The sequence below is a fragment of the Massilia paldalensis genome (assembly GCF_044901715.1).
Classification (GTDB): domain Bacteria; phylum Pseudomonadota; class Gammaproteobacteria; order Burkholderiales; family Burkholderiaceae_D; genus Telluria; species Telluria paldalensis.
Genome location: NZ_JBJCIU010000001.1, coordinates 949,257 through 973,238, shown reverse-complemented (window position 1 = coordinate 973,238; position 23,982 = coordinate 949,257). Strand labels below are relative to the sequence as shown.

Below are 23,982 nucleotides of genomic sequence, written 5' to 3'. Positions count from 1 at the left end.
AACATATTGAGCAACCGAATATGTTAGGAAAAATCAGTCATGTTTTCCAATCATATGTTCACATGCCCGTCATCATGACGGTGTATGGCTGGCGCCGCATGCCAGGACACGCTCACGCGGCGCATGAGCTTATCCGGAATCGTTCTAGCCCATCGATTGACGGCAGCTTTCGCGGCGGCGTAGAGTTGCCGGTTCCACAACCCCTGATCGGACGACACCGATGGAGCTGGATCGACAAGACAACGCCGCGCCGGCACCCGTGCCGCCGCCGCGGCGCCGCTTTCTGGCGCGCGGCGCCGCCTCGCTGGCAGCGGCCGGCGGCGCGGTGTCCGGCGCCGCCTCTGCCGCCGACAATCTGCCGCCGAACGTCCCGCAATGGATGCGCGCACCCGGCGCCGGCTTCCTGAACCCGCCGTACGGGCAGCCGTCCCCGTTCGAGAAGCACGTCGTGCGCAAGCTGCCGGAGCAGCCGGCCGCCTTCCCCACGGCCACCCGCACGCCGCTGCAAAGCCTGTTCGGGACAACCACGCCGAACGGCCTGTTCTTCGAGCGCCACCACGCCGGCGTGCCGGCCATCGACCCGGACCAGCACCGGCTGATGGTGCACGGACTCGTCGACCGCCCGCTGCTGCTGACGATGAAGGACCTGCTGCGCTTTCCCGCGGTCTCGCGCAGCCATTTCATCGAGTGTTCCGGCAACAGCATGGCCGAGTTCAAGGCGCCCGGCAAAGGTACCGTGCAGGACATCCACGGCCTGCTGAGCGGGGCCGAATGGACGGGCGTGCGCCTGGCCGACGTGCTGCGGGAAGCGGGCCTGCAACCGTCCGCCTCGTGGATCCTGGCCGAAGGCGCCGACGCGGCCGCCATGACGCGCAGCATTCCGCTGGCCAAGGCCCTGGACGACGCGCTGCTCGCCTACGGCCAGAACGGCGAGATGCTGCGTCCCGAGCAAGGCTATCCGCTGCGCCTGCTGCTGCCCGGCTACGAGGGCAATATGAACATCAAGTGGCTGCGCCGCCTGAAGGTGGGCGATGCGCCGTTCCAGACGCGCGAGGAGACATCCAAGTACACGGACCTGATGCCCGACGGGACGGCGCGCCAGTTCACCTTCGTGATGGGCGTGAAGTCCGTCATCACGACGCCCTCGGCGCGCCAGGTGCTGGACGGCCACGGCTTCCGCGAGATCGGCGGCCTGGCCTGGAGCGGCCATGGACGCATCGCGCGCGTGGAGGTATCGCTGGACGGTGGCCGGCGGTGGCAGGAGGCGGCGCTGGACGGACCCGTGCAGCCGCGCGCGCTGACGCGCTTCCGTTTTCCGTGGGTGTGGACGGGCCAGGAAGCGATCCTGCAAAGCCGCGCCGTCGACGAGGCGGGCAACGTGCAGCCCACGCGCGCCGCGCTGATCGCCAGCGACGGCCAGAACTCGATCTACCACTACAACGCGATCCAGAGCTGGAAGGTCGCATCGAACGGCGAGGTGTCCAATGTCCACGTCTAAGGCGATCGCGGCATCGATGCTGGCGCTGGGGTTGGCCGCCTGCACCCCGACGGCGCCGGGCGCGCGCCTGGGCCTGGGCCAGGCGGCGACGGCGGAACAGATCCGCGGCTGGGACATCGACGTGCGCGCCGACGGCGCCGGCCTGCCACCGGGCCAAGGCTCCGTGGGCCAAGGCCGCGCGATCTACGCTGCGCGCTGCCAGGCCTGCCACGGCGCGAACGGCGCAGGCGGCACGGCGCCGCGCCTGGCCGGCGGCCAGTGCACGCTGGCGACGAAGGCACCCGTGCTCACCGTGGGCAGCTACTGGCCGTATGCGACGACGCTGTACGACTACATCCACCGCGCCATGCCACTGGACAGCCCGCAGTCGCTGACGCCGGACGAGGTATATGCGTTGACGGCCTACACGCTGCACCTGAACGGCATCGTCGGGGCGGACACGGTGCTCGATGCGGCATCGCTGGCGGCGGTCAGGATGCCGAACAGGGACGGGTTCAGGCCGGTATTGAAGTAAGGCCGGTGTTCCAGTAAGCGGAGGCAAGCTGCGTCTTGTGTATGTTTCCGCACTGAACGCTTTGGGTCCCGGTCGTATGCTGCAGGCGTAAAACCTGAAAGCATCACATGACGACGCCTACCCCAGCCGACACCGGCACCCAGCGCGACGATCCGGCCCCGCCGGCACGCAAGCGCCGCATCCCTCCCCTGTCGCTCGCGGCATGGAGGCAATTCCTCAACGTGGCCAAGCCCTACTGGCAGCAGGAAGCCAAGGGCAAGGCCTGGTCGCTGCTGTTGCTGCTGATCGTGCTGATGCTGGTCGACACCCGGCTGGCCGTGATGTTGAACAACCAGGCCGGCGAAATGACCTCGGCGCTGGCCGGCAAGGACGGGGACCGCTTCTGGGCGGCCGTGCGCGCCTGCCTGTTCACGCTGGCGTTCGCGATCCCGATCTACGCCTTCTATTACTACATGCGCGACGTGTTCGCCAACCAGTGGCGCGACTGGCTCACGCGGCGTTTCCTGGATGGCTACCTGAACGGACGCAAGTACTACGCGTTGGGCGCCGTCGGCGACCTCGACAATCCTGACCAGCGAATCGCCGAAGACATCAATACCTTCACGGGCAGGTCGATCAACTTCCTGCTGATCTTCCTCGGCTCGCTCATGCAGCTGGTGGCGTTCAGCGCCGTGCTGTGGTCGATCTCCCACCTGCTCGTCGGCGTGCTGGCCGTCTACGCGATTGCCGGCACGGTCATCGCCCTGTACGTGTTCGGCACGCCGCTGATCCGCCTGAATTTCTGGCAGCTGCGGCGCGAAGCGGACTTCCGCTTCAGCCTGATCCGCCTGCGCGAGAACGCGGAATCGATCGCCTTCTACCGCGGCGAAGCGCAGGAACGCGAACACATCGACGCCAAGTTCGGCCTCGTCATCGACAACTTCGGCAAGCTGATCAAGAAGCAGCGTTCGCTCAACTTCTTCCAGCGCACCTTCAGCCAGCTGACCCTCGTGCTGCCCGGCGTGATCCTCGCCAACGGCGTGCTGTCCGGCGAGCTGGAAGTGGGCCGGGCAATCCAGGCGACCGGCGCGTTCACGGCCGTCCTCGGCGCCGTCGGGGTCATCGTCGACAACTTCGAAAGCCTGTCCCGCTTCGTCGCCGGCATCGATCGCCTGCAGGCGCTGTCGAACCTGGTGCTGGCCGACGCCAAGGGCGAGTCCCGGCCGGAGGCGAACGGCACGCCGCCGCGCATCACGATGCGGCCGGGCGAGCACCTGGCGCTGGAATCACTGACGCTGCACCCGCCGGAATCGGAACGGGTGCTGATCAAGGAGCTGAGCCTCGTGGTGAAGCCGGGCGACGCCCTCCTCATCACCGGCGACAGCGGCTGCGGCAAGAGTTCCCTGCTGCGCGCCATCGCCGGCCTGTGGGGCACGGGTGCCGGCACGATCCAGCATCCGCCCGCGGACGACATCTTCTTCCTGCCGCAGCAGCCCTACCTGCAATCCGGCACGCTGCGCAGCCAGCTGATCTACCCGAGCGCGCGCTGCGAGCTGGACGACGAGCAGCTGCTGGCCATCCTGGAACAGGTCCACCTGCCGCACCTGGTGCAGCGCGTGGGCGGACTGGACGCCGTGCGCGACTGGGAAAAGCTGCTGTCCGTCGGCGAGCAGCAGCGCCTGGCGTTCGGCCGCGTGCTGGTGCACGCGCCCAGCATCGTCATCCTGGACGAAGCCACCAGCGCCCTGGACAGCGGCAACGAAGCCTCGCTGTACGGCCGCCTGCGCGCCAGCCGCACGACGCTGGTCAGCATCGCGCACCGCCCCGCCGTGCTGCGCCACCATACGCATGTGCTGAAACTACTGGGCGATGGCGCGTGGGAGGTGCTGGACGCAAAGGTGTTCCGGTTCGACGAGCCGCGGGGCGAGGAGGACAGCGAGGAGGACGGATCGCCCGCAAGCGCGAACGCCGCGCAGGAGATGCGGGTGGCGGCGTCCGGATAGATGCCGTTCCCCGCACCCTCTCAGGTGTCCGTCGACACGTTCGCGCCGGCGGGCCGGCGCCCGCCGCGCAGCGCCACCAGGTCCCGCTCCAGCTTCGCGTCGCGGCCATAGATGTCCGCGGCAAAGCGCGCGCTGCCGTCACCGTCCACGATGGCCGTGGCATAGAAGATCACCACCGGAATCGCACGGGTCAGGTCGACGTGCCGGGTGGGCCCCGGCTGCAGCGCGTCCTGGATGGCATCCGCGTTCCACTGGCGCTGGCGGCCGAGCACGAACTGCGCCAGCGCGGCCGGATGTTCGACGCGGATGCAGCCGTGCGACAGGTCGCGCCGGGTGCGTTCGAAGGCGCCGCGCGCCGGGGTCGAGTGCAGGTAGATGTCCATCGGATTGGGCATCGCGAACTTGATCGCCCCCAGCGCGTTCTTCGCTCCCGGACGCTGGCGCACGCGCGCGCGGCCCGCCTTGAGGTCGGCCATGCCGGCATTGGGCGGCACCGTCTCCATCTCGTTCTGCGCGAGATAGGCCCGGTTGCGCGCGATCTTGGGCAGGAGTTCCTTTTCCAGGATGCTGCGCGGGACGTTCCAGTACGGGTTGAACTCCAGGTAGCGCATCTGGCCCACGAACAGCGGGGTCTCCGTCTTGACGGCGCTGCCGACCACCACGCGCATCTCGAGCGGGGCCTCGTCGCCGCCGTTCTCCAGCGCCCACAGGCGGTAGGCAGGCAGGTCGACCATGATCAGGGGGCCGGGGCCGACGTCCGGCAGCCAGCGCAGGCGCTCCAGCGTCAGTTCGAGCTGGCGTACCCGCCGCGCGGGCGGCACGTTCAGTGCATCGACCGTGCCGCGTCCCAGCACGCCGTCGTCGTCGATCCCGTGGCGGGCCTGGAAGTGGCGCACGCCCTCTTCCATCCGCTCGTCGTAGACGCCGTCGGCCGGCGGCGCCGCATCGGCGGGCAGGTCGCCCAGCAGCACCAGGCGCTCGAACAGTTCCTTCGCCGCCGGATAGGCGCCCCCGGGCACCACCTTGGCCGACGGCGTCGGCAGCGCCGGATACGGCTGCCCGGCCAGCGCGCGGTAATGCGCCAGCGCCGCCTTCGCCTGGCCGTAATGGCGCAATTGCGGCTCGGCCGCCTGCACGGCGGCGCGCAGCTTGCCGGCCGCCAGTCCCGTGCGCAGGCGCTCGACGGGATCGTACTGCTTCAGGCGCGCATCGGGCAGCTTCGTGTGGTATTCGGAACGCACGCGGCCCACGCGCAGGTCGGCGAGGTAATGCAGCATCGCCGACGTCAGCGCGACGTCGAAACGGGCGGTGCCCGCGCCGCCCGCGCGCAATTGGCGCTGCAGGGCGTCGGCGTCGTAGTCGGCGGGGTCGAGGCCCTGCACGGTGGCCTGGCGCAGCACCCACAGCGCCGCGGCGGCGGTCGACGCGTTCCAGGCCGGCGCGTACTTGCGCGGCGCGTAGAAGCGTTCGAGCCAGCCCCGTTCGTCGTAGGGGCCGGATGGCGCCGTGCGCGCATGCGAGGCCTGGACGGCCAGCGCGCGGATGTCGGCAGGAGCAGGTTGGGCAAACGCGGGGCGGACGAGGGTCGTACCGGGAACGAGCGCCACGGCTGCGCAAAGCGCGAGCGCGGCGCCGATTTGTTGGGTGAGCTTCATTGACACTTTCGGACTTCGGCAACCGGATGTTACGGGCAGCATCATACCCGTTTTCGCGCCCTCGCTCGACGGCAGGATGTGTATCGAGCGCCACATTCCAGGCTAGATATCGTCGATCGCTCGCTACCGTACGACCCGCCCGCAAGGCGCCTCAACGATGGCCGAAGGCGCGACCCGCTTCACGCCGGCCCGAGGGGCCCGACGCCCGTCACGAGCGCCGCAAGGATCACCACGAGCCACGGCGGCCAGCGCCAGAACACCAGCAGCAGATAGGCGATGGCCGCCAGCGCGAAATCCGCCGCGCCATGGATCGCGCCCGTCCACACGGGGTGATAAAACGCCGCCAGCAGCAGCCCGACGACGCCCGCATTCACGCCCTGCAGCGCGCGCCTGATGCCGGCACGGCGGCGCAGGTCTTCCCAGAACGGCATCGCGCCCGCGACGAGCAGGAAGGCCGGCAGGAAGATGGCGACCGTGGCGATGGCGGCACCGGCCCAGCCGGACGGCGACCCCGTCGAGATGGCGCCGAGGTAGGCCGCGAAGGTGAACAGCGGGCCGGGCACGGCCTGGGCGGCGCCGTAGCCGGCGAGGAAGGCATCGTTGGCGACCCATCCCGGCGGCACGACCACGGACTGCAGCAGCGGCAGCACGACGTGGCCGCCACCGAACACGAGGGCGCCCGAGCGGAAGAAGCCGTCGAACAGCTTCAGCGCATACGCTCCCGTACCCTGCGCAAGGAGCGGCAGCGCGAACAGGAGCAGGAAGAAGACCGCCAGCAGCAGCGCGCCCGTCGAGCGTTTGAGCGGGACGGACACCGCGGCGTGCGGCAACGCCGTGTCGGCGCGCAGCAGGCACCAGCCAACGAGGCCGCTGCCTGCAATCGCCCCGATCTGCCCGAGCGCGGACGGCACCATGGTGACCAGTACTGCCGTCGCCACGGCCAGCGTCGCGCGCTGCTTGTCCGCCGCCAGGCTCCTGCCCATGCCCCACAAGGCCTGCGCGACGACGGCCACGGCGACGACCTTCAGGCCGTGCAGCCAGCCGCCATCGACCTGTCCGCCGAACCTCGCCACGCCGAGCGCGAACAAGGCCAGCAGGATGGCGGAAGGCAGCGTGAACCCGAGAAAGGCCGCCAGGGCGCCGGGGATGCCCGCGCGCGACAAGCCCAGCGCCATGCCGACCTGGCTGCTCGCGGGCCCCGGCAGGAACTGGCACAGCGCGACCAGGTCGGCATACGCGTGTTCGTCGAGCCAGCGCCTCCGTTCGACGAATTCCGCGCGGAAGTAGGCGAGGTGGGCGACGGGGCCGCCGAAGGAAGTCAGGCCCAGGCGCAGGAAGATGAGGAAGACGGCGAGGAGGCTGGCGTGCGCCTGCGTCGCCGTGCTGCTTGATCGTCGATCCAAGGTTGTATTCCTGCGTCGGACAGCCGGACTAAGTAGGGACCGTGATGGTACAACGAACCTGGCGTCAGCGAACACTCCCTGCTCCTGGCACCGCCCCACATCGCCGACGCCATGCCGCGCAGTCAGGCCAACAATCAGGCCAACAATCAGGCCGCGGCGCGCCGCGCCGCACGCGCGATGCTCTCGGCGAACAGCGGCGTTTCGCGGCGGTTGTGGTCGCCCGAGGACTGCTGGCGGTCCGCCTGCGCCTTTTCCCAGGCGATGCCGTGCTCCTTGATGAATGCCAGGAACTCCTCGGTCGGGTGCGACACGACGCTGTTCGTGTACTCGCAGCGCGTGTCGTCGATCTTCCGGACGCTCAGGTCCCAGATCACCTGCACCTTGGTGCGGCCGTTCGGCGTGAACACGTCGGATGTCGAGACCATCCTGCAGTGGGCCGGTTCGGTGATCTCGCCCACGTAGTGCTGGACCACGAGGCCGGTGCCGATCATCTCGACGTTGATGGACATGCGGCGCCCGTCGTCGGTGAAGGTCGCGCCCGCGGCGATGTGGTCGGGCGGCGCGCAACGCTGGTACTCGGCATCGGGCAGCGTGAACAGCCACTGGGCGATGTCGACCTGCTCGAACGGCACGTCGATGACGTGGCTGAATGCGGATTGGGACAGAACCAGGTCGGTGCGGATGATAGTCATGATGATTCTCCTGATTGGATACGCCGGGCCGTGGAACGGAGCCCGCATATCGGTGTGCCGGATCGGCGATATCGAAAATGATGAAAACAGGCGCGGCGCTGCTCACATGGTCAGCACGATCTTGCCGACGTTCAGCCCGTCCTCCATGCGCCGCTGGGCCGCGCCGGCTTCGGCGAGCGGGAACGTGCTGTCGATGACGGGCCGCAGTTCGCCGCTGGCGAACGCGGGCAGCCAACGTTCCCTGAAGCGGCGCGACATGCCATGCTTGACGTCCTGGGTGCGCGACTTCATGACGGTGCCGATGATCTGCAGGTGGCGGTACAGCAGGCGGTCCAGCGGAATCCGCGCATCCTCGATGCCGCCCATGATCCCGATCTGCACGAGGCGTCCGCCGAAGCCGAGCGCATTCACGTTGCGTTCGAAGTAAGGCGCGCCGATGAAGTCGAGGATCAGGTCGACGCCGCGGCCGCCCGTGAGGCCGGCGACGACGTCGGCGAAGTCCTCGTGCTCGTAATCGATCGCCTGGTCCGCGCCGAGCTGGCGCACGAGCGCGTGCGCCGACGCCTGGGCCGTGGCGAACACCCGCGCGCCGAGGGCGTGCGCCAGTTGCACCCCGGCGCCGCCGACACCGCCGGCCCCCGCATGCACCAGCACCGTCTCGCCGGGCTGCAGCTTGCCGAGGTGGATCAGCGCTTCGTGGGCGGTGACGAACACCTCGGTGATCGCCGCCGCTTCCACGTAATCCAGGCTGTCCGGAATCGGCATCGCCATGCGGTAGTCGATGCGCGCGACTTCCGCGTAGGCGCCGCCGCCGACGATGCCCATGACGCGGTCGCCGACCGCAAACCCCTGGACTTCCTCGCCCACGGCGATGACGTCGCCGGCGATTTCCAGGCCCATGATGGTCGAGTCGCCGAAATCGGGCCGGCCGTAGCCACCGCGGCGATGGGTAAGGTCGGCGCGGTTGACGCCGGCGGCGCGGGTGCGCACCAGCAGGTCGTGGGGACGCAGCGCCGGCTCCGGCACCTCGCCGATCCTGAGGACGTCCGCTGTGCCGAACTGGTCGAAGATAATCGCTTTCATGCTTGCTCCTTGATCCGTGTGATGGGGGCGCGGCATGCCGTCACCCGCCTGTCTCGTGAATGCCCCCTTCCTGCCTCGTGGTGCAGGAGAGGAGCTGGAACGAGCATAGCGACGAACGGCCGGGCCGATAATCCGTCGCCGGCGACAAACGGCTATGCGCTTTTCGCACAAGTGCGCGGCAGGCGCGCTGTCCTGGGCAGGAACGGTTTTCTACGATGCGCATGAACCCGATCCGATGGCAGGGATGCCGGGAAAATCGGCGTTTCCGCGTGTGATAATGACGGTCCGACTCTCCTTCTTCTGCATGGGACGCAGGCATGCTGACAGACCGTTTCGCCGAATACCTGGGGATCTTTGCCGATGTCGCGCGCGAAAGCAGCTTCTCCGGCGCGGCGCGGCGCAGGGGCATCACGCCCTCATCGGTGGCGCGGCAGATCGACGCGCTCGAAACGCACCTCGACACGGCCCTGTTCCTGCGCTCGACCCGCATGCTCGCGCTGACGGAGGCCGGCCAGGCCCTGCTGGTGCGCGCCCGGCGCATCCTCGACGAACTCGACGACGCCCAGCAGGAAATCGCTTCCATGAAAGGCGAGGTGCAAGGCGTGCTGCGCATCGCCTGCTTTCCCACCTTCGGCCGGCGCTACGTAATTCCCGTCGCCGCTGCGCTGGCCGAGCAGCATCCCGCCCTGCACGTGGAACTGGACTTGACCGAACGGCTCGCGGACCCAGTGTCCGAACGCCTGGATGCCGTCATCCGCATCGGCAGCCTCTCCGACAGCACCCTGATCGCCACGCGCATCGCCAGGCAGACCCGCCTGCTGTGCGCCAGTCCTGCCTACCTTGCGCGGCGCGGCAGCCCGGAATGCACGCCGGACGGGTTGCGCGGGCACTGCCTCATCGACAAGCTGCACGGCAACGACCTGCTCGGCTGGACGGACCTGCTCGGCCAGCCCATCGGAACCGGCCAGGCCGTGTTCCGCTGCGACGATTTCGAAGCCATGTTCCTGGCCGTGTGCGCCGGCATGGGCATCGCCCTGCTGCCCGACTGGGTCGCCGGCCCTGCGATCAAGGAGGGCAAGTTGGTGCACCTGGCGCCGGAGTCGTGCGCCCTGCCCAGCATGCGCACGGACATCCACCTGCTGCGCGCGCTGGCCCAGCCGGCCGTCAAGCTGCGCGCCTTCGTCGATGCGCTCAAGGCGTATATCGGCGCGCCCGAGCGCTGGTCGGTCGCCCCCGACGCGCGGTAGCCCCCTTGAACGGGACACGGCCGGCCGTTCCCTCCCGGTGCGGGACCGCTTGCGTGCAGCACCGCACCGAGTCCTTCGCGCGGGCGGCGTATGGTGGCCACACAAGCGCGCGCCGCCCCCGGGCCGGCGCGTCCCACACCGACATTTTCATGGGAATCGCATGCAAAAGCACAAAGCCGCCATCTTGGGAGGACTGGTCGCCGGCGTCGTCACGACCGCCTTCATGGTCGCGGGCCGCAAGACCGGCCTGCTGACCAAGACCCTGGACCGCGACGCGGTCGACTGGATCGACCGCACGACGGGTTCGCGCGCCGTCATCGGCGACACCGGCACCAGCGTCGTCGAATTCGCCAACCACCTGGGCGCATCGGCGGCCTTCGGCGCCGCCCTGCCGACGCTGCGCGAATGGGCGCCGAACCTGTCGACGGTGGCGCTGGGCACGCTGTACGGCACCGCCCTGTACGCCGTCAACATCGCCGGCATCGCGCCGGTGCTGGGCATCACGGAGGGCGAGGTGCAGGCGGGGCCGCGCAAGGCCGGCGAACGCTGGGCCGTGCACGTGCTGCAGGCCGTGGTCACGGCGCTGGTCGCCGAGCGGCTGGAGAAGCAGCCCGACTGATGCGCCCTCCCCCGCCGGTGCCGGCCTCGCCTACGGGGATGCCGGCGCGGGCGGAACGAGCGATTCCACCAGCATGTCGAACAGCGTGCGCGCCGCCGGCGCGATGCTGTGGCCGCGGCGCGTGATCAGGCCGAGCGTGCGCTTGATCTCCGGGTTCGCCAGCGGCACGCCGACGATCCCGTCCTGCCGCCCCGGCAGCACGGACAGGCCCGGCACGGCCGCGACACCCAGCCCCGCCTCGACGAGGGCCAGCACGCCGGACACGTGGTTCACCTCGCACAGGATCACCGGGTGCTTCTCGATGCCGGCCAGCGCCGCGTCGATCACGGTGCGGTTGCCGCTCGACTTGGCCACCGAGATGTAGCGTTCGTCCACCGTCTCCTTCCAGTTCAGCACCTTGCGCGTGGCCAGCGGATGGTCGCTGCGCATCGCCAGCACATAGCTTTCGACGTGGATCGGCTCGAACACGATCTCCGGATTTTCCGCGCCGGCGAAGTTGATGCCGAAATCGGCTTCGCCGCTCAACACCAGGTTCAGCACGTCCTGGGCGCTCTCGTCGTGGACGCGCACGCGGATGCGCGGATAGCGCGCGGAAAACCGGGCCAGCACCTCGGGCAGGAAGTGCCACACGGCCGACGGCACGCACGCGAGCGTCACGGTGCCGGTACGGTGCGCGGCCAGGTCGGCGATGCCCAGCACGGCGTCTTCCAGGCCATCGAGCGCCGTGCGGACATTGACGAGGAAGGTCTCCCCCACGTTGGTCAACTGCACGCGCCGCGTCGTCCGTTCGAACAGCTTTACGCCCAGGCTGTCCTCCAGCTTGTCGATGCGCCGGCTGAGGGCCGATTGCGACAGGAACAGGTCGGCGGCCGCCTGGCGGAAGCTGGCCCGTTCGGCGACGGCGACGAAGGCCTGCAGGTCGAGGATGTCGTAATTGATGCGCATGGCACAAGAATAAGCCAGAAAATTGCAATTATCAAATCAGTCATTCTGGCGGATGATATCCCATATAAGAACATGCAGCCTCGGCAAGAAGGCCTTTCATGGAGACACCATGCGCCATCCAAGCATCTTCGCGGCACTGCTCGCTGCAAGCATTCCCTGCTTCGCACAGACGAGCGTCAACCTCTACGGCATCGTCGATGTCGGCCTGCGCTCGCTGAACGGGCTGAGCGCCAACAACACCCCCCTCCCCTCCGGCACCGTGAACTCGGTCGCCAGCGGCGTCGACAACACCAGCCGCTGGGGCATCCGCGGCCAGGAAGCGCTCGGCGGCGGCTGGAACGCCGTGTTCCGCCTCGAGGGCGGCATGAACGCGGACAACGGCACCCAGGCCAAGACGGACCGCTTGTTCGACCGCCAGGCCTGGGCCGGGCTCGAGACGCCCTACGGCACGGTGGCGCTGGGCCGCCAGCCGAACCTGATCTCGGATGCGCTGATCCCCGTCGACCCGATCGGCAAGCGCTTCGCCTCGTACAACCCGAACATCAACGTCGCGGGCCTGAGCAACACGAAGTTCGGCACCCATGCGTTCGGCACGCAGTACGGCCCCAGCGGCTACGCCGACAACTTCTACCGCCTCGACAACACGATCAAGTACACGGCCACCGTCGGCGCGTGGCAGGCACGCGCCGCCTATTCGGCCGGCGAGGTAGCCGGCGACGCCGACGCGTCCTCCGCCCAGGGCGTGGCGCTCGCCTACCAGCGGCCCGACTGGACGGTGTCCGGCGCCACGATGCGCTTGCGCAGCCGCGAAGGCCTGCCGCTCGATGCGTGGTCGCTGGGCGCGGCCGTGCGCGTGGACGCCTGGCAGTTCAAGGCCAACGCGGCCCGCAATACGGCGGATACGGGGCCGGGCCAGACCGTCCACCAGCGCATCCTGTCGGCCGGCGTGAACCGCGCCATCGGCCCCGGCCTGCTGCTGACGGCCGCCTGGTACGGCGTGCGCCGCGACGCCACCGGCCACGTGGACGACGGCTTCGACCGCGAATTCCTGTTCCTCGAGAAGTCGCTGGCGCCGCGCACCACCGCCTACGTCGAAGCCGACTACACGACCTGGCGCGGCGACGCCGCCGGCACCACCGGCTCCCATCCCAACGACCGCCACGGCGCCGGCCTGACGCTGGGCCTCATGCAGAAATTCTAAGGAGACGACAGATGCGACCACACCATACCCTGCTCCGCGCCGCGGCGTTCGCGGCCATCGCAACCATGACAATGAGCGCAGGCGCGGCCCATGCCGCCGACCTGCGCGTCGTGAGCTCGGGCGGCTTCGCCCAGGCCTACAAGGACCTGTCCGCCCCCTATGAAAAGACCAGCGGCGACCACCTGGTGTCCGAATGGGGCCCGTCGATGGGCGCGACGAAGAACGCGATTCCCGCGCGCCTGGCACGGGGCGAGCCGATCGACGTCGTCATCATGGTCGGCGACGCCCTCGACAAGCTGATGGCCGAGGGCAAGCTGGAGCCGGGCAGCAAGGTGGTGCTCGCGAATTCCCCCATCGCCTGCGCCGTGCGCCACGGCGCCGCCAAGCCGGACATCCACACCGTCGACGGCCTGCGCAACGCCTTCCTGCAGGCCAGGCACGTGGCCTATTCGGACAGCGCCAGCGGCGAGTACATCAAGCGCGAGCTGATGGACAAACTGGGCATCCGCCAGCAGATGGAAGGCAAGGCCGCCCAGATCCCCGCCACGCCGGTCGGCGAGATCGTCGCCCACGGCGACGCCGACTTCGGCTGCCAGCAGCGCAGCGAACTGCAGCCCGTCAAGGGCATCGACATCGTCGGCCTGCTGCCCCACGAAGTACAGCTCAAGACCGAATTCTCCGCCGCCATCGTGCGCGGCAGCCGCCATCCGGACGAGGCGCGCGCGCTGCTGCGCTACCTCGCCGCCCCGGCCAACGCGCAAGCCATCGCGGCGACCGGCCTCGAGCCGGCGGCAGCGGCGACCGCGGCGCGCTGAACGACCCACCATTTTTCGAGAGGCCACCATGTCCATCCAATCCACCTCCGGGGCGTCCCACGCGCCGTCCGCCGCTCCCGCCGCACCGGCGGCGCATGCGCACGCCCAGCCGGCGCGCGCGCAGTCGAAGCTGGCGACCGTCATCCGCGTCACGAGCGGCAACTTCATCGAGATGTACGACTTCTTCCTGTTCGGGTTCTACGCCAGCCACATCGCGGCCGCGTTCTTCCCGGCCACGAGCGAGTACGCCGCGCTGATGATGACCTTCGCGACCTTCGGCGCCGGCTTCTTCATGCGTCCGCTGGGCGCGATCTTCCTGGGCAGCTACATCGACCGCATCGGACGGCGCAAGGGCCTCGTGCTGACGCTTGCCATCATGGCCTCGGGCACGGCGCTGATCGCCTTCGTGCCCGGCTACGCCACCATCGGCATGCTGGCGCCGCTGCTCGTGCTCATCGGCCGGCTGCTGCAGGGCTTTTCCGCGGGCGTGGAACTGGGCGGCGTGTCCGTCTACCTGTCCGAGATGGCCACGCCCGGCAACAAGGGCTTCTACGTCAGCTGGCAGTCGGCCAGCCAGCAGCTCGCCGTGATCTGCTCGGCCGCGCTGGGCTATGGACTGAACCAGATGATGCCGAAGGACCTCATCGCCGACTGGGGCTGGCGCATCCCGTTCTTCATCGGCTGCTCGATCATCCCGATCGTGTTCTACATCCGCAAGTCGCTGCAGGAAACGGAAGCCTACCTCGCGCAGAAGACGCGTCCCACCTTCGGCCAGATGATGCGCACGATCGGCGCCAACTGGCTGCTGGTCACCGTCGGCACCATGCTGATCGTGCTCACCACCGTCGCGTTCTACCTGATCACCGTCTACACCCCGACCTTCGGCAAGAGCGTGCTGAAGCTGACCACCGAGGAAAGCCTGCTGGTGACGCTGTGCGTGGGCGTGTCGAACTTCTTCTGGCTGCCCGTGATGGGCGCCGTGTCGGACCGCATCGGCCGCTGGCCCGTGATGGCCACCTGCGCCGCGCTGACGGCCATCACCGCCTACCCAGCGCTCTCGTGGCTGATCGCCAACCCCAGCTTCGGCAACATGGTCATGATCGAGCTGTGGCTGTCCTTCCTGTACGGCAGCTACAACGGCGCGACCATCGTGGCGCTCACGGAGATCATCCCCGTGCAGATCCGCACCACCGGCTTCTCGCTCGCCTACAGCCTGGCGACCGCGCTGTTCGGCGGCATGACCCCGCTGCTGTCGACCTGGCTGATCGAGACGACCGGCGACAAGGCGGCGCCCGGCTACTGGATGGCGGGCGCCGGCGCGATCAGCCTGGTGGCCACCTTCCTGATCTACCGCGGCATCGTCAAGGCGCGCACCTGACGCCGCGGGCCGGGGCGGGTATCATGGCGACGACGAACATCGTGACCACGACCATGCCGACGCCACCCTCATCCGCCCCCGCCGCCGCCGCCGCCGCTGCCCCCGCCCCCGCCTCCGCCCGCAACTGGTTCGACCAGGGCGGCAGCGCCTATGCGCGCTTCCGCCCCGAATATCCGCCCGAACTGGCCGCCTTCCTCGCGCAGGCTGCCCCGGGCCGCAGCCTGGCCGTCGATGCCGGCTGCGGCAACGGCCAGCTGACCCAGCTGCTGGCGCCCTGCTTCGCGCAGGTCGTCGGCATCGACCCCAGCGCCGACCAGATCGCGAACGCGGCGCCCGACCCACGCATCGACTACCGCTGCGCGCCCGCGGAACACATGCCCGTCGCGGACGGCAGCGCCGACCTGGTGACGGCGGCGCAGGCCGCGCACTGGTTCGACCTGCCGGCCTTCTACGCCGACGTGCGCAGGATCGGCCGTCCCGGCGCCGTCCTGGCACTCGTCAGCTACGGCGTGCTGCGCATGGACGCCGCGCTCGACGCCCGCTTCCAGTCCTTCTACCGTGACGAGATCGGCCCTTACTGGCCGCCCCAGCGGCATCTCGTCGACACGGGCTACGCCACCATCGACTTCCCGTTCGCCGAATTCGCGGCGCCCGCGCTGGAAATCCGCCGCGACTGGTCGCTGCCGCAGTTCCTCGGCTACCTGACGACATGGTCGGCCGTGCGCAGCGCCCGCGAAGCGGGCCGCGAGGCCCTCTTGAGCGCGTTCGCGCAGGACGTGTCGGCGGCCTGGGGCGATCCCGACGCCACGCGCACGGTGCGCTGGCCCCTGAACATGCGCATCGGGCGCCTGTAGCGGGCTCCCGGTGGCACGCCCACCATCGATCCTGCCGCTGGCCGCGGCCATCGCGGCCGGCCTCGCGCTCGGGATCGCCGCTCCCGCCACGGCCGTGCAGACGCACGTGCTGAGCGAGGTCTTCATCCGCCTGCTCGGCTGGATCATGGCGCCGCTCGTGTTCTGCATGCTGGCCGACGGCGCCGCCGCGCTGGGGCGCCACCGCGACGCCGGCCGCACGGGCGTGTCCATGGTGCTGTACTTCGGCGCGATGTCGCTGCTGTCGATGCTGGGCGGCCTCGTGGCCGGGGTGGTACTGGAACCGGGCATCGGCATGGCCGCCGCGGGTGACGGCGGCGTGGCGCTGGCCCATCACGGGGCGCTCGCGCCCCATGTCCTGCCGGACTGGATGGCCTGGCTGCCGGCGCTGCAGCCGAACAACCTCGCCGTGCTGGCGCTGGCGCTGCCCTTCGGGCTGGCCGCCGGGCTGCGTCCCGGCACGCGCCTGCTCGGCTGGATCGGCGCCGCGCGCGGCGCGCTGCTGGCGGCAACAAGGATCGTCCTGTGGCTGGCGCCGGCGGCCGCGTTCGGCGCCATGGCCTCGGCCGTCGGCCGCTCGGGCCTGGTCTCGCTGCTGCCGCTGCTGCGCTTCGTCGTCGCCATCAACCTGGCCAGCGTCGTGTTCGTGTTCCTCGTGTACGGCGGCGTCGCGCGCCTCTTGCGCCTGCCGTTCGGGCGCTTCCTCGTCTTCCTGCGCAACGAACTGGCCCTCGTCGCGTCTACCGGCGCCACGCTGGCGGCGCTGGCCCCGCTCAGCGAGCGGCTCGCGCGCCTGGGCTGCCCGCGCCGCCTCGTCGACGTCGTGCTGCCGTTCTCGTATTCGCTGAACCTGTCCGGCACCTACCTGTACATCGCGATGGCGCTCGTCTTCCTCGCCGAGGCGTCGGACGTCCATCTCGGCTGGCACGAACTGGCGCTGATGTTCGGCGTCGGCCTCCTGTCCAGCAAGGGCGCGGCCGGCGTCGCCGGCTCGGCGCTGGCGACGCTGGTGGCGACGGCCGCGCTGCTGCACGTCGCGTCGGCCGACACGGTCGCGCTGCTGGTCGCCATCGACCGCACGATGAAATGCCGCCTGCTGACCAACGTGATCGGGCACGGCCTCGCATGCGTGGTGCTGGCCGCGCGCGACGGGAGCCTGGACCGGGAGGCGCTGGGCAGGGAGCTGGGAACCGACCAGGGCGTCTTCGACCGTTCGTAGCCGGTCGACACCGTTCATCCGGAACGCCAGCCCGTCATTCCCCACACTGCCGCAAGCTACTTCCGGCGAATGCCGGGATCCATGTTTTCCGACGCGGCGGCGCGCCGGACTTGGGCGCCTGCCTTCGCAGGGGCGACGGGTGGGCTGGCGTCAGCCGCCCTGCTTCAGGTAGCCGTGCATCTCGAGCCAGCGCGCGAACGCGTCGAACCACCCGGTGCTGGTGGTCGTCTTGGGGTACATGCCGAAGCCGTGGCCGCCCTGCTCGTACAGGTGGAACTCGACGGGACGGCCGGCGGCGCGCCAGCCTTCGACGAGGCCGAAGCCGCCCTTGGCGAACAGCGGGTCGTCGGCCGCCAGCGCCACGAACATCGGCGGCGCGTCGGCCGGCACCTTCATGGCGGCGAGCGGGCCGTAGATGTTGGCGATGAACGCCGGTTTCGCATCCTGGCCATGCAGGGCCGTGGCCATCGTCAGCATGGCACCGGCCGAAAAGCCGGCCATGCCGATGCGGTCCGGCGCCACGTGCCACTCGCGCGCGCGGGCCCGCACGAGGGCGAAGGCGGCGCGGGCGTCGGCGATCTGCGGCGCCAGCGTCCTGGCGGGATCGTCCTGGCCCGGCGGCCGCGGGGCTTTCGCGGCGCCCGAGAACATCTCGGCCATCGACCGTTCGAACGCCGCCATGTCGGCCGGCGTCTGGTTCAGGCGGTACTTCAGCACGAAGGCGGCGACGCCGCGCGCGTTCAGCGCCTTGGCGACGTCCCAGCCCTCGTTGCTCATCGAGAGCGTGCGGAAGCCCCCGCCCGGCGCCACGATCACGGCGGCGCCCGTCGCCCTGGCCGGATCCGGCAGGAACGGCGTCAGCGTGGCGACGGTGACGTTGCGCGCGAACTGGCTGCCGTACTGCGTGTGCCAGCTTTCCTGCACGGTGGCGCCGGGCAGCGGGCCCGTGTCCAGCACGATGGCGCCAGGCTGCGCGGGCGTCGCGATGGGCGTCATCTTGTCGTTCTGCGCCAGCGCGGGGCCGGCGCACAGGCCGGCGGTCACGACGGCCGCACCGAGGGCGCGGCGGATTCCTTGCATGGTCATGGTGTCTCCTTGGTCATCGAATGGTCAGCGCGGCAGGACGTCGGGACGCTGCAGCACCACCGTGGCCGCCTGGCCGGCGACGCCGGTGCCCGGCTGTCCGCTCCCCACGCTCACGCCCAGCGTGCCCGGCATCAGCTGGCGCACACCGTCGCGCGTGACGAAGCTCAGGTCGCGCGGCGACAGGCGGAAGCTGACGGTGCGGCGTTCGCCGGCCTTCAGCGACAGGCGCTGGAAGCCGCGCAGCGCCACGCGCGGCGCGCCCTCGAAGGCCGGCGGCGTCAGGTACAGCTGGGCGACCTCGTCGCCGTCGCGCCGGCCCGTGTTCGACACGGTGGTGGTGACGAGCACGCCATTCTCCGGCGCGCCGTCGACGGGCTCCACTTGCAGCGGCCCGTACGCGAACGTCGTGTAGCTCAGGCCAAAGCCGAACGGATAGACGGGCGTGCCCGTGAAGTAGCGGTAGGTGCGGCCCTTCATGCCGTAGTCGTCGAACGGCGGCAGGTCGGCCACGCTGCGGTAGAACGTCAGCGGCAGGCGGCCGCCGGCATCCGACTTGCCGCTGACGACGTCGGCCACGGCCTGCCCGCCGGACTGGCCCGGGTACCAGGCCGCCACGATGGCCGACGCGTTGTCCTTCGCCCACGACAGGTCGATGGCGCTGCCGCCCATGACGACGACGACGAGCGGCTTGCCGGTCGCCTTCGCCTGTTCCAGCAGGCGGCGCTGGTCGCGCGGCAGGTCGAGCGAGGTGCGGTCGCCGCCCGCGAAGCCCTCGATCTTGAGCGCCAGTTCCTCGCCCTCCAGGTCCGACGTCAGGCCGACCACGGCGACGACGACGTCCGCGTCGGCGGCGGCCTTCTTCAGCTCGGCCTGCGGGTTCTTCGAAATGCGCTTCCAGAACAGGCCCGGCACGGCGGTCACGCCCGTCTCGGTCTGGTAGCGGATCGGGTAGGACTTCCCCTTTTCCAGGGACACTTCCGCCAGTTGCAGCGGCTCGGCCCAGCGCGAATAACTTTTCGCGGCGGCGGCCGGCTTGCCGGCCACCGTCATCTGCCCCTGCACCCCGGTCACGCCGATGCGGTAGGTGCCCGTCTCCGGCGCGACGAGGAAGCCCGTCCAGACGACCTTGTGGTGGTCCGCCACCTCCTTCAGTTCGAGCGCATGCGATTCCAGTCCGGGCTCCGTGCGCACGGCGGCGGGCTTGTCCTCGAACGGCGTCTTGCCGGGCACCGCGGCGCCGGATCCGCCGCCGCTGCGGTTGAAGTAGGCGGCACGCAGGCCCGGCTTGCCGTCCGGCGCGCGAAACGCCGACGGCGGCACCGGGTCGCCGTCCGTGATCGAGGCGCCGGACGGCACGGCCTGGATGCGCGCGCCGGGCAGCGCCGCGCGCAGGCCGTCCAGGACGGAGACGGGCGGCGCGCTCTGCGTCGACGAATAATTCCCGCGCAGCACGCGCGTGGCGTCGGCCAGCGGTCCGGCGACGGCGATGCGGACATCGCTTCTCAACGGCAGCACGCCGTCGTTCTTCAGCAGCACCAGGCTCTCGACGGCCGCCTTCAGTGCCAGCGCGCGGTGTTCCGGCGTGTCGATCGCCGTGACCGGTACGGGCTTGTGCGCGCGCGCCGGCAGGCCGGCTAGGTCGCCATTACGCAGGCGCGCCGAGAACAGCCGCACGAGCGCGCGGTCGATGTCGGCCATGCCGATCAGGCCCCGTCGATAGGCTTCGCGGTAGCGCTGGTCCAGGCCCGGCGTGTCGCTGAGGGTCTGGGTATTGCACTCGTTGTCCGTGCCGGCCTTGAGCGCGACGGCGACGGCGGCGGCCGGGTCGGTCGCGTACTTGCTGTGGATCGAGATGTCGGTGACGGCGTCGCAGTCGGACACGACGTAGCCCTTGAAGCCCCAGGCGCCGCGCAGCGTGCGCTCCAGCAGCAGGTTGCTGCCGCAGGCCGGCTGGCCGTTGATGCGGTTGTAGGCGCACATGACGGAGCCGGCCTTGCCGTCGACGATGGCGGCGCGGAAGGCCGGCAGGTAGGTGTCTTCCAGGTCGTGGTCGGACACGAACACATTGGCCACGTGCCGGGTCGGTTCCGGGCCGCTGTGCACGGCGAAGTGCTTGGGCGTGGCGATCACCTTCGGCAGGTCCGGATCCGGCCCCTGCACGCCCTGCACGAAGGCCACGCCCAGCGCCGCCGTCAGGTACGGGTCCTCGCCATACGTCTCCTGGCCGCGGCCCCAGCGCGGATCGCGGAAGATGTTGATGTTCGGCGACCAGGTGTCCAGCCCGGTGCCGATGCGGCCCAGGCGGCCCGTCTCGCGCCCAAGCGTGTGCAGCGCCTGCACCTCGGTGCCGATGGCGGACGCCACGTCGCGCAGCAGCTTCTCGTCGAACGTGGCGGCCAGGCCGATCGGCTCAGGGAAGTTCGTCGTCGGCACGGGGCCGAGCGCGCCGTGCAGCGACTCCGTCCACCAGTTGTAGGCGGGGATGCCCAGGCGCGGCAGGGCGGGCGCCACGTTCAGCAGCTGGCCGATCTTCTCGTCCAGCGTCATCTGCGCCACCAGCGCGCCGGCCCGGGCATCGGCGTCGGCGCGCACGTCCGCACGCACGTCGGCGCGCATTTCGGCGCCATGGGCCAGCACGGGCAGCGCCAGCAGCACGGCCTGGCAGATGGCCGTGCGGCCCAGTCGTGTCAATGTCGTGCGCATGGCTCAAATCCTCGCCGAATACAGCGCATGGTGCGTCAGGATGAACAGCGTGCGCTTGTCGGCGCCGCCGAACAGGAGCTGCAGCGGCCGCGCCGGCACGTCGATACGGCCCACTTCCTTGCCGTTCGCGTCGTAGACGAACACCTGGCCGTTGGCCACGTAGACGCGGCCGTCCGGGCCCTGCGCCGCGCTCTCGCCGCCGCGGTCGGCCACGCGTTTCAGGTCCGTCAGCGCACCGCCCGCGCCGACGAGGGCGCTGTAGGTGACGTTGCGCGACGCGTTGGTGACGAGCGCGCGCTCGCCCACCTTCGCGGTGACGAAGCCGTGCGCGTCTAGCGTGTCCGACCAGCGGTGGCCCAGGTGGTCGGGCGAGCCGTGGCGCGTGACGCGGAACGCCGGCAGCACCAGGCTGCCGTCGGGCGACACGTATTCGCGCGCCTTGGGCTGGCCGACATCGCGCGCGAACATCTCGTCCAGCGTCGTGAATTCGTAGGTGTCCAGGTTCAGCTGGTCCTTGAATTCGCCGTTGTTCCAGAAGTTCACGGGCAGCGCCACGCGTGCCTTCGCATGCTGCGCCGCTGCCGTGGGCGTGATGAACGCGGGCAGCGCGCCCGGCACGCGCGGGTCGAGCGCGTACACGGTGGCATCCTTGCCGCTGGAGGACAGCACGAGCAGCCTGCCGCTGTCCTCGACGGCCAGGTTGACGGGATCGAGCGGATAGTCGCTGGCGATCTTGAGGCCCTCCCCCGCCGCCCAGCTAAAGATGCGCTGGAAGTGGCGGTCGATGAAGTACAGGCGGCCGCTCGCGTCGACGGCGCCGCCGGCGATCGAATAGAAGCCGTCCTGCAGCTTGTCGACCTTGGCCATCGGCGGGGTCGGTGTCGACGCCGGCTTCGCGCCCGTGTAGTCGTACACGGAGAACATGCGCTCGCGGATCTCGAGGCCGTTGGTGACGTCCGTGATCGCGTTCTCGTACGGGTATTTCGAGGCGCGCAGGTAGGCGGTGCAGCCGTTCTCGTCGCAGGTGGGGAAGCCACTCTCCGCGTTCACGGCCACGTTGCGGAAGCGGATGCCGCTCGAATTGGCCAGGCGCACGGCGGTCGGCGCCGGCTTCATCGAGCGCGTGACGCGGTAGGCGTGCAGGTTGGCCAGCAGGATGTTCTTCGAGTTGCGGATGTCGACCGCCACCGAGTCGGCGCCGTCGCGCACTTCTTCCTCCGTCTGCGGCGCGTGGAATTCCCAGTTCTCCACGCCGTCCAGCACGATCTCGTTGCGGATATGGTGCTCGGCCGAGAGCTCGTAGACGCGCCCCGGCGTCTTGGTGTTGGTGACGTAGAAGCCCGCCTGCGCGTGGCCGGCCGGCACCCACACGCCGGTGAACGTGCCGCCGCCGCCGTCCGTGACCCAGACGTTCGGGTACTGGCGGTCCCACCACGCGCTGGTGTCGAAGCGCGGACCCTTCTTGTACGGGTCCGTGTCGGCGCCCATGCTCCACTGGAAGCGGATGTCGTCCACCAGCGACTTCGCGCCGGCGCGCCACAGCAGGCCCACGGCGCGGTTGTTCACTTCACCCGTATTGATGCCGATGCCCGTCACGACGGCGTCGCCCCCGCGCGCGCTCTCGATCACGGCCTTGGGCAGCCCGGCGCCCTGGTACAGCGGCGAGCCGTTCGGCAGGCGCAGCTGCGTCAGTCCCGGGTGCAGGCCGATCAGCACCGTGTCCGGCTTCAGGCGGATGGTGTCGTTGACGACGTAGATGCCGAGCGGCAGGTAGACGGCGCGGCGGCTGTCGATCGCCTTCTGGATGGCGGCCGTGTCGTCGCTGACGCCGTCGCCCTTGGCGCCGAAGCTTTTCGCGCTGGCCCATTCGGCGCTCGGCGGCAGCGCGCGCAGCACGCGCTCTCCCCCCTCCTTCGCCCTCGCCGGCAGCGCGGCGGTCTTGAAGTGGGTGTCGAACGCGCCGGGCGCGCCCGCGTTGGCCACCTTCAGGCCGTGGTTGAATTCGGCCACCTGGTAGTCGCGGCCCGTGCCCGGGAGGGTCTTGCCGCTGTCGCGGAACGCGGCGAACACGGGCACGTTGCGCGCGCTGGCGCGCTCGAAGCCGACCTGCGTGTACACATTGTTCTCGTTGCTGACGATGACGCCGGCCTTGGACACGTTCTCGAAGCGCACGTCCTGTCCCCATAGCCAGTCGCCGTAGCCGCGGTCGATCTCGATGCCGACCGGAGTGTTGCGGATCTCCGTGTTCGCCAGCGTCAGCGCGGCCTCGTGCTCGCGGATGGCAGCGTCGCGCTGGCCGTCGAAATGGGAATCAAGCAGCGTGAACTGCCAGGCCGGCGAGGTCTTCTCGGCCAGGATGCCGTAGCGGCCGCCGTAGAAGCGCAGGTTGTAGGCGATGTTGCCGACCTGGTAGACGCCGGCCAGGCCGGAGCCCATGCGAAAGTCGATGTGCGACAGGTTCGAGTGCTGCGCCGTGTGCATGCGCACCCCGCTGGCGGCCGGGTTGCCGTCGCCGACCTCGAAGTCGACGTTCGACAGGGCCGAATAGAAGGTCGAGGAATTCGCGTCGCGCACGGGCTTGTTGGCGGGGTCGAACGGCACGGCGCCCGGCACGGGCATGGCCACGCCGCCGATATTGTAGGTGTCCGTGCCGGTGAAGATCACCATGTTCGCCAGGCCTTTCTGGAAGCCCGGCGTGTTCGGTCCCAGCACCAGCACGGGACGCGTCTTGCCGACGCCGTACAGGCGCACGGCGATGGGAATCAGGATGCTGCGGCTGATGCGGTAGCGGCCCGCCGGCAGGAACACGACGCCACCGGCGCCATTGTTCGCTGCACGGTCGATGGCTTGCTGGATGGCGTCCGTGTCGTCGGCCTTGCCATCGCCCTTGCCGCGCACGACGACGGCGCGGGTGTCCTCGGGCATGGCCTGGTAGGCGGAGACGGAAGGCGGCGGCGCGCTGGCGGCGAAAGCGGCGCCGTGCAAGGTCAGGATGGCGGCGAGCGCCGCGGGGAGCAGATGGGTCGATCGGTCTTTCAATGTGGTCTCCTTGTTATCTTCCTCAATTTTG

18 protein-coding genes are annotated in these 23,982 nt (G+C 69.8%); 10 read left to right on the top strand and 8 right to left on the bottom strand.

Annotation, left to right across the window (positions count from 1 at the left end; all coding sequences use genetic code 11):
• Nucleotides 1-220 precede the first annotated feature (220 nt).
• The 3 genes from soxC to ACI1V7_RS04425 all read left to right on the top strand — a co-directional run bounded on the left by soxC (nt 221) and on the right by ACI1V7_RS04425 (nt 3,994).
• The gene (soxC, locus tag ACI1V7_RS04435; protein ID WP_404530531.1) at nt 221-1,498 is read left to right on the top strand and encodes a sulfite dehydrogenase; all 1,278 of its coding nucleotides are present in this window, start codon (nt 221-223) and stop codon (nt 1,496-1,498) included.
• On the top strand, nt 1,485-2,012 hold the full coding sequence (locus ACI1V7_RS04430) for a c-type cytochrome (protein WP_404530530.1): 528 nt from the start codon (nt 1,485-1,487) through the stop codon (nt 2,010-2,012). The genes soxC and ACI1V7_RS04430 overlap by 14 nt, the downstream gene beginning before the upstream one ends.
• Before the next feature lie 107 nt (nt 2,013-2,119).
• Nucleotides 2,120-3,994 carry an ABC transporter ATP-binding protein/permease gene (locus ACI1V7_RS04425; RefSeq protein ID WP_404530529.1) on the top strand — a complete coding sequence of 625 codons (1,875 nt, stop codon included), beginning with the start codon at nt 2,120-2,122 and terminating at the stop codon, nt 3,992-3,994.
• Nucleotides 3,995-4,014: 20 nt separating this feature from the next.
• On the opposite strand, the gene ACI1V7_RS04420 is transcribed toward ACI1V7_RS04425, so the two are convergent.
• From ACI1V7_RS04420 to ACI1V7_RS04405, 4 genes are all read right to left on the bottom strand, one after another.
• Nucleotides 4,015-5,649 (bottom strand): L,D-transpeptidase family protein, encoded by a 1,635-nt coding sequence (locus tag ACI1V7_RS04420; RefSeq protein ID WP_404530528.1) that lies wholly within the window; start codon nt 5,647-5,649, stop codon nt 4,015-4,017.
• 179 nt (nt 5,650-5,828) lie between these two features.
• Nucleotides 5,829-7,052, bottom strand: a complete 1,224-nt coding sequence (chrA, locus tag ACI1V7_RS04415; RefSeq protein ID WP_404530527.1) for a chromate efflux transporter — start codon at nt 7,050-7,052, stop codon at nt 5,829-5,831.
• A gap of 146 nt (nt 7,053-7,198) precedes the next feature.
• Entirely contained in the window at nt 7,199-7,744 is a 546-nt protein-coding gene (locus tag ACI1V7_RS04410; protein ID WP_404530526.1) for a hypothetical protein, read from the bottom strand.
• 102 nt (nt 7,745-7,846) lie between these two features.
• Entirely contained in the window at nt 7,847-8,827 is a 981-nt protein-coding gene (locus ACI1V7_RS04405) for an NAD(P)H-quinone oxidoreductase (RefSeq protein WP_404530525.1), read from the bottom strand.
• Nucleotides 8,828-9,144: 317 nt separating this feature from the next.
• Between ACI1V7_RS04405 and ACI1V7_RS04400 the strand changes: the two genes are divergently transcribed.
• Both ACI1V7_RS04400 and ACI1V7_RS04395 read left to right on the top strand, forming a co-directional pair.
• Nucleotides 9,145-10,074, top strand: coding sequence for a LysR family transcriptional regulator (locus ACI1V7_RS04400; RefSeq protein WP_404530524.1), 930 nt, complete (start codon nt 9,145-9,147; stop codon nt 10,072-10,074).
• A gap of 160 nt (nt 10,075-10,234) precedes the next feature.
• Nucleotides 10,235-10,693, top strand: coding sequence for a hypothetical protein (locus tag ACI1V7_RS04395; RefSeq protein WP_404530522.1), 459 nt, complete (start codon nt 10,235-10,237; stop codon nt 10,691-10,693).
• Nucleotides 10,694-10,723: 30 nt separating this feature from the next.
• Here ACI1V7_RS04395 and ACI1V7_RS04390 read toward each other — a convergent pair whose 3' ends face one another.
• Nucleotides 10,724-11,638 (bottom strand): LysR family transcriptional regulator, encoded by a 915-nt coding sequence (locus tag ACI1V7_RS04390; RefSeq protein ID WP_404530521.1) that lies wholly within the window; start codon nt 11,636-11,638, stop codon nt 10,724-10,726.
• 109 nt (nt 11,639-11,747) lie between these two features.
• Between ACI1V7_RS04390 and ACI1V7_RS04385 the strand changes: the two genes are divergently transcribed.
• Genes ACI1V7_RS04385 through ACI1V7_RS04365 form a run of 5 tightly spaced genes read left to right on the top strand, consistent with a single transcriptional unit; the run spans nt 11,748 to nt 17,123 of the window.
• Complete coding sequence (locus tag ACI1V7_RS04385) at nt 11,748-12,839, top strand: porin (RefSeq protein ID WP_404530520.1); 1,092 nt, start codon at nt 11,748-11,750, stop codon at nt 12,837-12,839.
• An 11-nt stretch (nt 12,840-12,850) separates the two neighbouring features.
• A complete protein-coding gene (locus tag ACI1V7_RS04380; protein ID WP_404530519.1) occupies nt 12,851-13,654 on the top strand; it encodes a substrate-binding domain-containing protein in 804 nt (267 codons plus the stop codon).
• Between the two features lie 28 nt (nt 13,655-13,682).
• Complete coding sequence (locus ACI1V7_RS04375; RefSeq protein WP_404530518.1) at nt 13,683-15,032, top strand: MFS transporter; 1,350 nt, start codon at nt 13,683-13,685, stop codon at nt 15,030-15,032.
• A gap of 23 nt (nt 15,033-15,055) precedes the next feature.
• Complete coding sequence (locus ACI1V7_RS04370) at nt 15,056-15,886, top strand: class I SAM-dependent methyltransferase (protein ID WP_404530517.1); 831 nt, start codon at nt 15,056-15,058, stop codon at nt 15,884-15,886.
• 10 nt (nt 15,887-15,896) lie between these two features.
• Nucleotides 15,897-17,123, top strand: coding sequence for a cation:dicarboxylate symporter family transporter (locus tag ACI1V7_RS04365; RefSeq protein ID WP_404530516.1), 1,227 nt, complete (start codon nt 15,897-15,899; stop codon nt 17,121-17,123).
• Nucleotides 17,124-17,273: 150 nt separating this feature from the next.
• Here ACI1V7_RS04365 and ACI1V7_RS04360 read toward each other — a convergent pair whose 3' ends face one another.
• From ACI1V7_RS04360 to ACI1V7_RS04350, 3 genes are read right to left on the bottom strand one after another with little or no spacing between them, the layout of a single operon-like run.
• Complete coding sequence (locus ACI1V7_RS04360) at nt 17,274-18,209, bottom strand: alpha/beta hydrolase (protein ID WP_404530515.1); 936 nt, start codon at nt 18,207-18,209, stop codon at nt 17,274-17,276.
• Nucleotides 18,210-18,233: 24 nt separating this feature from the next.
• The gene (locus ACI1V7_RS04355; protein WP_404530514.1) at nt 18,234-20,912 is read right to left on the bottom strand and encodes a glycoside hydrolase family 3 C-terminal domain-containing protein; all 2,679 of its coding nucleotides are present in this window, start codon (nt 20,910-20,912) and stop codon (nt 18,234-18,236) included.
• Nucleotides 20,913-20,915: 3 nt separating this feature from the next.
• Nucleotides 20,916-23,951: a glycosyl hydrolase family 28-related protein gene (locus tag ACI1V7_RS04350; protein ID WP_404530513.1), complete on the bottom strand. Its 3,036-nt coding sequence runs from the start codon at nt 23,949-23,951 to the stop codon at nt 20,916-20,918.
• Nucleotides 23,952-23,982: the final 31 nt, after the last annotated feature.